We start from the raw sequence: 12,218 nt of genomic DNA on the forward strand, positions 1-12,218 counted from the left end.
TTAACCGGCAAAACAGGTGCCGACATCCCACGCGGCACGAATCATCGGGTGGTCTTCCGGTACTTTTTTAACCTTATCGGCGACCTTACTGAGCGGTACGGCAGTGATAACACCCTGTTGCAGAGCTGTCATAACCCCGTATCGTTCCTCCGCGGCGAACTCGGCAGCAGCAGCGCCGAAGCGCGTCGCCAATATACGGTCATAACCTGAAGGAGTACCGCCGCGCTGTAAATAGCCGAGCACCGTCACCCGTGCATCGGCGCCGGTAGCCGCTTCTATCTCCCCTGCAACCCGATAGCCGATTGAACCGACCATAGATTTACGCGCTTCCTTTAAAGCTTTTTTGTTCATATCCTTTTCGCTAAACGATACGGCGCCTTCAGCGACTGCAACAACTGAAAAGTTTTTTCCTTTTCTACGGCGTTCCTGTAAGTGCTCGGCTATTGCTTCAATCCGATAGGGGATTTCCGGGATGATAATGACATCGCTGCCGCCGGCAATACCCGCGTAGAGCGCAAGCCATCCCGCCTTATGCCCCATAATTTCTATCACCATAATACGGTTATGACTTGCCGCCGTCGTATGCAGCCGGTCGATCGCATCCGTTGCAATATCAAGCGCGGTGTGGAAGCCGAAGCTCATATCATTATGCACAATATCGTTGTCGATGGTTTTCGGAATACCGATGATGTTCAGCCCTTCATCTACGAGCATATCGGCAGTAGTCTGCGACCCATTACCGCCAAGAACGGCAAGACAGTCTAAACGTAAGTCTTTGTAGTTTTTTTTGATACAGTCCACCGCCCCGCTGCCGTCCGCATTACGCCAGCCGCGGTCTTTAAACGGTTTTTCACGGGAAGCACCCAAGATCGTCCCCCCGCGCGCGAGGATGCCGGAAAGATCTTGCTCCGTCAATATATGGTACTTATTTTCGATGAGTCCGCGGTATCCTTGCTCAATACCGACCACTTCCATTCCGTAACGGTTCATCGCTGTCCGAGCTAAAGCTCTGATAGCAGCGTTTAATCCGGGAGCATCGCCCCCCGATGTTAAAATGCCGAGGCGTTTATGTGTAGTCATATAAAGAGAATACCCTGCTTTCCCCGCTTATGCAAGCGAAAAAATCCGGGCAAACGCATCAGATTGTTTTTTAACAGCCCCGCAGAATAATTGGGGCTGCTCAACCTTTCCTTTTGAAAACAGGCGGTGTGGAATTACACTGGTAACAAACGGAAAGTTTCAGTATACTGAAAAAATGAGTGAATTGATACAACCGAAAGTTCTTAAAGGGTTTAGAGATTTTTTGCCGCGCGATGAAATACGGCGGGCTCTTTTAATCGAAACCGTTACTAATGTATTTAGAAATGCAGGGTTTGTGCCCATCGACACCCCTGCTTTGGAATATTCCGAAGTGCTATTGCGCAAAAGCAATGGGGAAACCGAAAAGCAAGTATTCCGTTTTAACGATAACGGCGGCCGGGACATTGCGCTTCGTTTTGACCTGACCGTTCCCTTTGCCCGCTTTATTGCGGAGCACTACGGCGAATTATATTTTCCGTTTAAGCGATATCATATTGCAAAAGTCTGGCGCGGCGAAAAACCGCAGGCGGGGCGTTACCGCGAATTTATTCAATGTGATTTTGACAGCGTCGGTTCGGACTGTGCCTATACCGATTTTGAGATCCTAAAAGTTATGTATAGTGCTCTCAAAGCGCTCGGCGTTACAAACTTCCGTATTCATATTTCGCACCGCGGCATATTCAACCGGTTTTTGGACAGGCTGGATCTAAAGGATAAAAGCGAAGACATTCTCCGCATTGTCGATAAATTGGCAAAAATCGGCAAAGAGGAGGTAATCGAACAACTCGCGGAAATTGCCGGAGCTGAAAAAGCTGAAAAAATCGTGCAATACAGCAGCGGCCTTTCGGCTGGCAGCGATTTTGAAACAATCCTTGCGCACATAGAAGCGCTTGCGGGAGGTGCCGCCCCCGATACCGACCGGTTGCGGGACGTATATCAGCTCCTATGCGACGCAGGTATCGCGGAAAGTTTCATACTCGACCCCTCCATTACGCGCGGCCTTGACTACTACACCGGCATTGTGTATGAAACCTTTTTAACCGACCTTCCGCAACTTGGCTCGGTTTGTTCCGGCGGCCGCTACGACAATTTAACGGGGCTCTACATGAAGGATACGGTAAGCGGGGTCGGCGCTTCGATCGGACTTGACCGTCTCCTCGCAGGACTGGAGCAGCTCGGCATCGGTTCCAAAGAGGCCGGTTTTATCGACGCAATCGTATTTTACGAGAAAGGCAACTCCATTCGCCGGAACAGCGCAGCGGCGACTTATCTGGAACAATGCGGCTGCCGTGTAGAAGTATTCCCCGAACCTAAAAAGATACAGCAGCAGTACGGCTATGCCGAAAAGAAAGGCATCGACTGGGGGCTTTTTATCGAGCCGCTGCCGGAAGGTTCCGATAGCAATAACGAACCGAACGGTACCTCCGTTTCTCCGGCATCGCAGAACTGTGCCGAAATGTCGATGCGCCTTAAACACCTGCCGACCCGGACGGAAACCAACCTATTATTAAAAGATGTTCCGGCAGCTCTAAAAGGCGGTAAACAATGATTATTGCGATAGACGGCCCGGCAGGTTCGGGGAAAAGTACCGTTGCAAAAATGATCGCGGCGGATTTGGGCTTCACCTTTATGAACACCGGCAGCTTTTACCGTGCGCTCACCCTCGCAGTTCTGCGGTCATTAGGCGGGGATGAAAGCGGCGTCGGCGCAGAAAAACCGGATTTGGAAAACGAAGCAAAGTGGACAGACTTTGCAAAAACCGTCTCGCTTGAATATAAGCGGGATGGAATGTATTTAGACGGCTCCTGTGTGGAAGCATATCTCCGCAGCGATGCTGTGGAATCGGTTGTCGCTGCTCTCTCTGCGATCGTGCCAATTCGGCACCTCATCAACAACAAAATCCGCGCCGCTGCAGCAAAACTGAACATCGTCTGTGAAGGCAGAGATATGACCACCGTGGTATTTCCCGATGCCGAATGCAAGGTATACCTCGACGCTTCCGCCGAGGCACGGGCACGGCGACGATTCGGACAAGGTACCAGCAATCTCTCGGAAGCCGAAATACTCAAGAGCATTGAAGAACGGGATGCTATCGACCGGAATAAAAAAGAAGGCAGTTTAAAAATTGCCGAAGATGCCTTCTATTTAGATACATCGGACTTGACCATAATGCAGGTTTGTGAGAAAATAAAAGACAAAATACACGATAAAGGGTTATTTATGGAACAAAAGGAAGTGGCAATGGATGCAGTTACAAATTCCGATCAGAGCATCCAAACACAATTACCAGAGGAGTATTTAAATTTTGAATCTCCTGAAGTCGGAACATTAAAAGAAGGCCGTATTATCGCGATAACCGATGATTCGGTTTTTATTGACGTTGGCGGTAAATCCGAAGGGCGTGTCGCACGCGAAGAATTTACTGAAGAACCTCAGATCGGCGATACCGTACAGGTATACATTGAAAAGACCGAGGCAACTGACGGTAAGCTGATTATTTCGAAAGAAAAAGCAGACCGTAACATTTTACGCAAAGACTTGCAAAATGCATATCGGAATAAAACGCCGGTAACAGGTGTTATCAAAAAGCTGGTGAACAAAAGCGGGTATGATGTTGATCTCGGTGCAAACATGATTGCATTCTTACCGATCAGTCAAGCTGCTGCGCAGAAAGTAGACAAGCCTGAATCCCTGTTAGGCGAAAAGGGATCTTTCTATATTGAAAAGATGGTCTTTGACCGCAAGGGAAACAGAGACAATATTGTAGTTAATAGAAGAAAATATCTTGAAGATACGCTGGAAAAAAACCGCGAGGCATTTTTTGAAAATACCAATATCGGTGACGTTGTAAAAGGTACCGTAAAAAGCTTTACCAGCTTTGGAGCATTTATCGATCTCGGCGGTTTTGACGGTTTGCTCCATATCAACGATATGAGCTGGGGCCATGTTACCCGGCCGAAAGATTTCGTTAAAAAAGGTCAAGAAATCGATCTAAAAGTTATCAGACTTGATCCGGCTGAAAAGCGCATCAATCTTTCATTAAAGCATTTTACACCTGATCCATGGCTTGAATTTGAAGATAAATTCCAAGTAAACGATATCGTAAAAGGTCATGTTACAAAGATTACCGATTTCGGCGCCTTTGTAGAATTATCCGAAGGTATCGAAGGTCTTGTACACATCAGCGAATTCAGCTGGGTGAAAAAGGTAAGCAAACCGAGCGATATGGTTAAAATCGGCGATGAAGTTGAATGTATGATCCTCGGCTACGATATTCAAGCTGGACGGGTCTCGCTCGGCTTAAAACAGGTAACGGCAAATCCGTGGGATAATATCGGCGAACGCTATCCTGTAGGCACCCGCTTAACCCGCAAAGTGGTTAAACTGACTAACGCCGGTGCTTTTATCGAGCTTGAAGAGGGAATCGACGGATTCTTGCATGTCGATGATCTTTCGTGGACAAAACGGGTACGCCACCCGAATAGCGAGCTTGAAGCAGGTCAAGACCTTGAAGTAATCGTTATCGAATGCAATCCAGCAGAACACCGTGTCCGCCTCGGCGTAAAGCAGTTAAGCGATGATCCGTGGAAGACCTTTGCAGAGGCATATAAACCCGGTTCAACCGTTGAAGGCGAAGTTACCTCGGTAACGGACTTTGGTATATTCGTAAAAGTGCCCGGTGATATCGAAGGCCTTATTCACAAGCAAAATCTTGTAGAAAACCGCGAAGATAATCCCGACGAAGTATTAAAGAAATATGCTGTCGGCGATAAAGTAAAAGCAGCTGTTCTTGACGTTAATGTTAAGGATAAGAAAACAGCTTTTTCAATCCGCGACTATAAGAAGCGCCTTCAACAAGAAGAACTCTCACGCTATATGTCCACCAAACAAGAAGACGGCGAGGGAGCTTTTACGTTGGGCGATCTTATGAAGAATAAAGCATCGGAATAGTTTTGCTGTGAGAGCAGCGTATGTATATCTCAGGCCGTATTTTACCCGAAAGATTAGCTGCTCTCATCAACACCCCCTTATTCACCCGCGGAGCTTCGGCTTCGGGTGATACCTTGCTCGAAATAATTCTCCGTTCGAGTATGCAAGCAGTGGATAGTACCGCTGCTTCTCTTTTTTTAGCGGACAAAACGCTGGAAAAGGCTCAAGCGATTGCGTATATATGCGATGATACCTTTTATTGCTTGCACGCAAAAAAAGAATTACCGGCAGCAGCGGCGTGGGTGTTACGGCAAAATGAACCGTTAAGAATGAATGCTCCCGATGCGGAAAGCCGTTTTACCTCCAACGGTATGGACGGAACACCTTATTCGGCATCGGGGTTTATCGCAGTACCGCTGTGTGTAGAGGATTCACGTATCGGTGTCCTTCAAGCAGTGGGGAAAAAAGACGGAGGGAATTTTTCAGAGTCCGATCTTTCGTTATTAAGCCTTGTAGCCGGATACGCTGCACCGGTTTACCGTACTTCATGCGCATATCAGGTTTATGAGGATGCTGTAAAGCAGAGGGAGCAAAGAGCAGAATATATAACGAAAGAAACACCTTTTATAGCGTCCAGTCCGGTAATGCGGGAGAAATTTGAGCTCTGCAAACAGCTTGCATTCTCCGACATACCGGTACTCATTATAGGTGAAAACGGGGTAGGAAAAGCATCGGTTGCAAAGCAGCTGCATATTCACAGCCGCCGTGCGGATCATCCCTTTATTCGTGTGAACTGTACCGAACCGGCAGAACAGCTGCTTGCGCACCGCTTATTCGGCGGTGCTGCGGACGGTACGTCCGTTACTGATGCCTCCGATAAAAGCTGTTTTCAACAAGCCGAAGGCGGTACCTTGTTCCTTGATGAGGCGGCGGCCATTCCGCTTTCACTGCAAAAGAGGCTTTTAGACAGGATTTTACAGCTTGAACAAAGCGGCGGGAACATACGGTTGATAGCTTCAACATCCCGTGATCTTGAGCGATTAACTCGCGAAGGAGACTTTCTGTCGGAGCTGTACGGCAAATTAAACGTACTGCCGCTGTACATACCGCCGTTACGGCAACGCAAAGAAGACATCGAAGCGCTTGCACAGTTTTTTTTGCGCCAGGCAGCACTGGAAATGCGGAAACCCTTTACCGGTTTTTCGGCGGATGCGCAAGAGGCGTTACAGCAAGCGGAATGGAAGGAAAATATAAGGGAACTAAAAAACAGCGTAGAATACGGATGCTTAAACGGATGTCCGCCGCTCGTTACCGCTGAATATTTATTTCCCCGCTCTGGTGCTGCGGTACTAACCGGAAAAACCGGCGACCTTAAAACCGCGACAGACGTATTTAAACGGACATATATCCGAACAGTACTGGAGAAAACCGGCGGGAATCAAACGGCAGCAGCTTCGATACTGAAAATTCAAAGAACATATCTTTCACGGTTAATGAAAGAGCTAAACATAAAGGAGAACCTCTAAAAACTTCAGTTTTTTAGAGGTTTACCTTAGATTTATTTTGCGATGTTTCAATTTAAGTCATTACAGTAAAAAGACTTAAATTGAAACTCGTCGGGCATCTCTAAAAATCTAACCAAGTTTTTAGAGATGCCCAAAGGATTAACGGGAGACCTATATGGCAGAACAAAACGACCAGACGCTTTCTTTTTCGGAACGCTGCGGACAATTTTTAACTCAGAATCGGAAACCGATTGTCATTATACTGGGAGCAATCTGTGCGGTTGCGGCAATCGCTTTGATTGCATCATCACTCACTACACGCGCGGCGAAAAAGGCATCCGTAGAAACGGAGACAATAATCTCCGAATGGACGGATTTACGGGATAAAAACGCCGAAGATATGACGGCTAAAGAAGATGCACTTGCCGAAAAACTTGAAAAGCAAGCCGCAGCAAACGGCCACTCATACTCCGCATTTAGAGCCTACACAACCCTCGGCGAAATCTACGTACTGCGCAAGGATTGGGAAAAAGCACTCGCCTCTTACCAAAAGGCAGGAGAGGCTCTTCCGAAAGCGTATACTGCCGGTATCGCCTATTTTAATGCAGCAGTCTGCGCCGATGAATTGCAGCAGCATGATAAAGCTTTGGAACTGTATACCTTGTCGGCAGCCTCAGACGACTTTCCGCTGAAGCCGCGAGCATTGTTTAACATCGGACGGCTTGAAGAAACCCTCGCTCATCCGGACAAAGCGATTGAAGCATATACCAAACTTACGGAATCATATCCCGATAATGATTGGACACTGCTTGCAAAATCGCGGATTATTGCACTTTCCATCAATTAGCGGGAAAACACTATAAGGGGCTATGCAGCTGTTGCGGCTTTTATACCAACGATATACTTTTCTTTTTTGTTGTCTCTGCAGTCTGTTTATGACAACCTGCGGTATTCCGAACTTGACCTATCTTGAAAAGCCGCATTCAGTACGTGAGAACAGTAATAGTGAAGATTTAAGTCAGCGGTACTGTCAATTCAAGACCGCTGATACGGCAAATAGTGCTGTGACAGGCTTTCAAGGAACCGAAATTTACTATCGAATCTATGCACGGAAGGATGACTGCGAAAACGACCGCAGTCAAATCGACAAGTATAATGATGATAACCCGTTCGAAGCGGCAAGGTATTTGGAAGAAACAAAGAAATACTATCGCTTAGAGACAAATCTGATATCAACACGTCCATTGATTGATAAACATTCTGCAGATGTTACTGTCCGCTTCCGCTTACAAGACTACGGTTCATCTCCTAGCGATCCAGCAAAGCTTATTGTAAACTCAGTTCAAAAAGGAATCCCACAGAGAAATACTAGAATCTCTCCTACCAGACGTGCATTTAATAAAGACAATATCGCCGTAGGCGATAACGATGTACAGGCCGCCAGCTCGAGCGGAACGGAAATATACTGGTGCGTGAACTTTTATGCTGTCAGCTATGGATACACACCAGCACTTACTCCGCTCTACAGTGAATTAAAATCCCTCGGATATATTTTAATAGAAAAAAATTAGTAAAACACTCAATAAGCGGCTCTATTTTAACGATATATAAAATATACGATTAAAGTAGAAGGGATAGTTATGCTCAAAAGATTTCCGCTCAAAGCACGTTTATCAATTACTTTCGGTTTATTATTTGCCGTTTCAATGACAGTCATTAATGTTATTTCTATCAGCAGCTCCCGTATCGCACTTATGCAGCAAGCGGCATCGCATCTAGTAACAGTAGCACAAAATCAAGCGGCAATATTTGAGCAAACATATATTGAAAAATTTAGAACACAAATGGAAACATTAGCACGAGGCTCCGTAATTTCAAATACGGATATTCCTCTGTCTGAAAAAATAGAAATTTTAAAAAATGAGGCGGAAATAGCGAAGAAAGACGGATGCTTACGTATGCTCGTAACCGACACCCAAGGAAATGCGTATAGGACAGATGGTACAATGGCAAACGTTAAAAGCCTTGAATGGTTCCAAAAGAGCATACAAGGGGAATTTTTCATTAGTACGCCGTACTCTTCCTTTAAAGACGGCTCGTTGGTCTGTACGGTAGCAGCGCCCATCTACGGAAAACACAAAACGATCATAGGCACAATCGCAACCGTATATGACGGCTTAAAAATATATGAAACAATACGGAATGTAAAAATCGGAGAAACCGGCGAGGTTTATATCCTTGATAAAGACGGCACTACTGTTGCCGACCATGACCTCGAGCTCATTTATTCGCAAGAAAATTCCTACGTAAAATCTCAATCGGATAAAAGCCTTGAAAGTGTCGGAAATTTTGAACATACCGCCGTTCAATCGACAACTTCCGGTTCCGGCTCTTATGAATATAAAGGCGCGGTAAAAGATGCTGCATACGCAAAGATCCCGACAACGGGCTGGACACTTATTGCAACGGATTATCGTCAAAAATACATGGGCGCCATTAGACTTATCATTATTATCGATACGATATTGGTCATCTTGGTGGTTTGTATTATTTATGCAGTCTCACTCGGACTTTCACGATCGCTGCAGAAGACAGCGGATGCGCTCAAAGAAATAGCACAGGGAACGGGAGACTTAACGGTCTCGCTGCCTGTTAAGGGAAAAGACGAGCTTACCGATATAGCACAGTACTTTAACGAAACAATCGGAAAGATAGCCGGAGCTATCCGTTCCATAGAAGCAAATACAGCTGATATGGAGGTCACGGGTACCAATCTTGCAGATAATATGCTTGAAACCGCAAGTGCAATACGGCAAATTACGGCAACAACAGAAACGGTAAAAGAGAAGATGATCAACCAAGCGGCAAGTGTTACCGAAACGGCGGCAACCGTTGAAGAGATTATCAGAACAATCAAGCAATTGAATAGCAGCATCGAAACGCAAGCAGGCAGCGTCGCACAATCTTCGTCTTCAATAGAGCAGATGGTTGCAAATATTGCTTCGATCGGGCAAACACTCGGAAAAACCGATCAAATTATTAAAAACTTTGTTTCCGCCACGGGTGACGGAAAGGCAGCCTTGGTAACTTCCAATACGGTAACACAGAAGATTTCCGAAGAATCCGGTTCTTTAATGGAAGCCTCTAACGTTATTCAGCATATTGCCTCACAAACCAACCTGCTTGCAATGAACGCAGCTATCGAGGCGGCTCATGCGGGAGAAGCAGGAAAAGGCTTTGCCGTTGTCGCCGATGAAATCCGTAAACTTTCCGAAGACTCTGCAATACAAGGAAAGACAATTACGGTAACGCTTAAATCTTTAACTGCGGAAATTGAAACACTGTCAGCTTCATCTAAAATCGTAGAAGAAAAATTCAACTTAATTTTTGGATTGGCGGAACAAGTAAAATCGATGAGTGATCTTTTAACCGCTGCAATAAGAGAACAGGAACACGGCAGCAAAGAGATATTATCGGCTATTAAAAACATCAATACCGTAACAATGGAAGTGCAATCCGGCTCTGAAGAAATGTTGAAAGGCGGAGAAGGTGCAGCACACGAAATGCATACACTTGACGAATTAACGCGCACTATCACCGACAGCATGAACGAGATGGCATCGGGCGCCATACAGATCAATAATGCCGTACAAGAAGTCAATATGATGACGCAGAAGAACCGAGAAAGTATCGAAAAACTGGCAAATGAAGTGGGAAAATTTAAGATCAATTAGGGGTTTAACCTAAGAATCCGCCGTGGCTCAAAAGTGTAGTTCTGAAAACATTTTTGGACGAGGACGGCAATGGTTTAGAACCGCAACAACGTTTCCTCTATTCTTTTTTCTGCAATAAGGTACCCAAATGCCGGTGGCTGGTCTGTACTACTTCCAATACGGCGCTTGTCTCTTTTAAGAATGCTTCAATATCTTTAAGCGAGCTAAAACCGCCGTGGATAGTAGTATCCTGCTCTTTAATCGAAGAGGATATTTCTGCCAACGCAAGACCGGCTGCATCCAAAGTCTCTGAATTTTTATCATAGGTGGAAAGAATACCGGTGAATGATTCTTGAAACTTTGAAAAGAGTGAAATAAAAAGGGTCATACTTTCACTGATGCTTTTTACCGATGACTGTAACTCAGCCATTTTTGTCTCAATCATTTTAGCAAAGGTGCCGGTTTTGGTAGAAAGGTTTCGTACCTCATTTGCAATAATTCTAAAACCGTCGCCCGCCTTGCCTGCATGAGCGGCTTCAATTGAAGCATTAATAGCCAAAATACCGGTTTTTATCGAAATGTTTTGGATATCTGAGACCATCGCTTTAACTTCACCGGTGTGTTCTTTGAGCGTTTCAAATGAGGCTGCTGTGGTTCGTGCAGTGGCTGCCGCTTCATCGATTTCACCAAGCCGATTATGGATTTCTTTTTGCAGTGTTTTTCGTCCGCTAAGCACCGCATCTAATAAATCATCTACATGGTTCGCATTCGCAGCAGAAGAGCTACTCTCTTTTTGGATTTCTTCAAATACTGAAAGGATTGTTTCAAACCGTTGCTCCAGCTGCTCCATGGAGCTATTGATAATTTGAAACGAATGTCGCGTTACATAGTCTAATACAACACCTTTATTGTACTTAACAACAATTTTATCTACTAAATCGGCAAAATTCTGCAGAGCTGCTTGTTCATCTACCATATATTATTCCCTAAAATAACCTATCAAGATAATCGACTCCGCATTGCAAATGAGAAAGCCAATTTAAGAAGAGCTCTACCTTGTCGTCTGTATAAATAGCCCCGTGCTGCGGCGCAATAATGATAGGATTTAATAGCCGTACAGCTTCAACCCAGCGCTTGACAATCTTATTGGCTGCCATATATCGGACATGGAACGGTTCGATCAACGGGATATGCTTTTGGAAATCATCGATAAAGAGCGTTTCATCTTCCTCTTTCTCAAACACCGCAGCACCGATATCGCCGCTGAACAAAATACGGGAACATTCGTCAAAGAGTGAAAACTGCCCCGGAGAATGCATAAAGTGGGAGGGAATATAACGTATTTTGTTGCCGGAAGGTAAAGAAACGCTCATCCCTTTATCGGGGATACCGGTCATACGTGAAACGTCAACAATACCGAAGTGAGGCATAAAACGGAGCCAAAGAGAAGAAATATAAATCTGTGCCTGTGTAACACCAAGCCACAGAGCGATGCCCGAAGATACATCGGGATCTTGATGAGAGAAAAAGATGATGTCTATTTTATCTACTGATATAAATCTACTGACGGCGGTTACTACCTGTGAAAAAAGATGTACCCCGCCCGGATCCAGCAGAATACCGCGGCCGTTATCAATGATGAGATACTGCATGGTCTGTACGGCACCCTTCCGGTATTTTGTTTCGCCGCCCAGCCAGATAAATTTATGATTTTCATCTTCGTAAAGGATCTTACCTTGCATATTTGTATCGCGTGTCATTATTTTTCTATCACCTCGTATTCAAAGACTGTATTTAGGGCATCTCTAAAAAACCGAGTTTTTTAGAGGTTTCCCTTAACAATATACAAACGCAGTATACCGATAAATTAGGCGATAGACAAGCACACGATATGCATAGTGTACGTCCATTCAGCTTTTAAGAGATGCTGACAAATATCAAAAAAAAGTATATAGTACGGCTGGATTTCGAGCAAAAAGCCCGTTTCTGC

At 45.3% G+C, this 12,218-nt stretch carries 9 protein-coding genes; 6 read left to right on the top strand and 3 right to left on the bottom strand.

All coding sequences use genetic code 11. The features are described 5' to 3' along the window. Complete coding sequence (locus tag E4N66_RS09995) at nt 1–1,080, bottom strand: 6-phosphofructokinase (RefSeq protein WP_044013622.1); 1,080 nt, start codon at nt 1,078–1,080, stop codon at nt 1–3. A 175-nt stretch (nt 1,081–1,255) separates the two neighbouring features. On the opposite strand from E4N66_RS09995, the gene hisS reads away from it, so the two are divergent. The 6 genes from hisS to E4N66_RS10025 all read left to right on the top strand — a co-directional run bounded on the left by hisS (nt 1,256) and on the right by E4N66_RS10025 (nt 10,249). Further along, nucleotides 1,256–2,629, top strand: coding sequence for a histidine--tRNA ligase (gene hisS, locus E4N66_RS10000; protein WP_253727907.1), 1,374 nt, complete (start codon nt 1,256–1,258; stop codon nt 2,627–2,629). After that, a complete protein-coding gene (rpsA, locus tag E4N66_RS10005) occupies nt 2,626–5,031 on the top strand; it encodes a 30S ribosomal protein S1 (RefSeq protein ID WP_253727908.1) in 2,406 nt (801 codons plus the stop codon). Before hisS ends, rpsA begins: the two co-directional genes overlap by 4 nt. Nucleotides 5,032–5,051: 20 nt before the next feature. After that, entirely contained in the window at nt 5,052–6,536 is a 1,485-nt protein-coding gene (locus tag E4N66_RS10010) for a sigma 54-interacting transcriptional regulator (protein WP_253727909.1), read from the top strand. A 154-nt stretch (nt 6,537–6,690) separates the two neighbouring features. Continuing rightward, on the top strand, nt 6,691–7,362 hold the full coding sequence (locus tag E4N66_RS10015; RefSeq protein WP_044013629.1) for a tetratricopeptide repeat protein: 672 nt from the start codon (nt 6,691–6,693) through the stop codon (nt 7,360–7,362). An 88-nt stretch (nt 7,363–7,450) separates the two neighbouring features. Further along, nucleotides 7,451–8,086 (top strand): hypothetical protein, encoded by a 636-nt coding sequence (locus E4N66_RS10020; protein ID WP_235619756.1) that lies wholly within the window; start codon nt 7,451–7,453, stop codon nt 8,084–8,086. A gap of 69 nt (nt 8,087–8,155) precedes the next feature. Continuing rightward, nucleotides 8,156–10,249, top strand: a complete 2,094-nt coding sequence (locus E4N66_RS10025) for a methyl-accepting chemotaxis protein (protein ID WP_253673904.1) — start codon at nt 8,156–8,158, stop codon at nt 10,247–10,249. A 97-nt stretch (nt 10,250–10,346) separates the two neighbouring features. On the opposite strand, the gene E4N66_RS10030 is transcribed toward E4N66_RS10025, so the two are convergent. Together E4N66_RS10030 and E4N66_RS10035 are read right to left on the bottom strand one after the other, a co-directional pair. Next, nucleotides 10,347–11,204 carry a methyl-accepting chemotaxis protein gene (locus tag E4N66_RS10030; RefSeq protein WP_253673902.1) on the bottom strand — a complete coding sequence of 286 codons (858 nt, stop codon included), beginning with the start codon at nt 11,202–11,204 and terminating at the stop codon, nt 10,347–10,349. 10 nt (nt 11,205–11,214) lie between these two features. After that, nucleotides 11,215–11,988: an oxygen-binding di-iron domain-containing protein gene (locus tag E4N66_RS10035; RefSeq protein WP_253727910.1), complete on the bottom strand. Its 774-nt coding sequence runs from the start codon at nt 11,986–11,988 to the stop codon at nt 11,215–11,217. Nucleotides 11,989–12,218 lie beyond the last annotated feature (230 nt).

Origin of the sequence: Treponema sp. OMZ 857, assembly GCF_024181085.1 — a bacterium.
Taxonomy (GTDB): Bacteria; Spirochaetota; Spirochaetia; order Treponematales; family Treponemataceae; genus Treponema.

Coding starts and splice junctions, on each gene's coding strand:
- E4N66_RS09995 (WP_044013622.1), bottom strand. CDS start 1,080: ATGACTACACATAAACGCCTCGGCATTTTAACATCGGGGGGCGATGCT.
- hisS (WP_253727907.1), top strand. CDS start 1,256: ATGAGTGAATTGATACAACCGAAAGTTCTTAAAGGGTTTAGAGATTTT.
- rpsA (WP_253727908.1), top strand. CDS start 2,626: ATGATTATTGCGATAGACGGCCCGGCAGGTTCGGGGAAAAGTACCGTT.
- E4N66_RS10010 (WP_253727909.1), top strand. CDS start 5,052: ATGTATATCTCAGGCCGTATTTTACCCGAAAGATTAGCTGCTCTCATC.
- E4N66_RS10015 (WP_044013629.1), top strand. CDS start 6,691: ATGGCAGAACAAAACGACCAGACGCTTTCTTTTTCGGAACGCTGCGGA.
- E4N66_RS10020 (WP_235619756.1), top strand. CDS start 7,451: ATGACAACCTGCGGTATTCCGAACTTGACCTATCTTGAAAAGCCGCAT.
- E4N66_RS10025 (WP_253673904.1), top strand. CDS start 8,156: ATGCTCAAAAGATTTCCGCTCAAAGCACGTTTATCAATTACTTTCGGT.
- E4N66_RS10030 (WP_253673902.1), bottom strand. CDS start 11,204: ATGGTAGATGAACAAGCAGCTCTGCAGAATTTTGCCGATTTAGTAGAT.
- E4N66_RS10035 (WP_253727910.1), bottom strand. CDS start 11,988: ATGACACGCGATACAAATATGCAAGGTAAGATCCTTTACGAAGATGAA.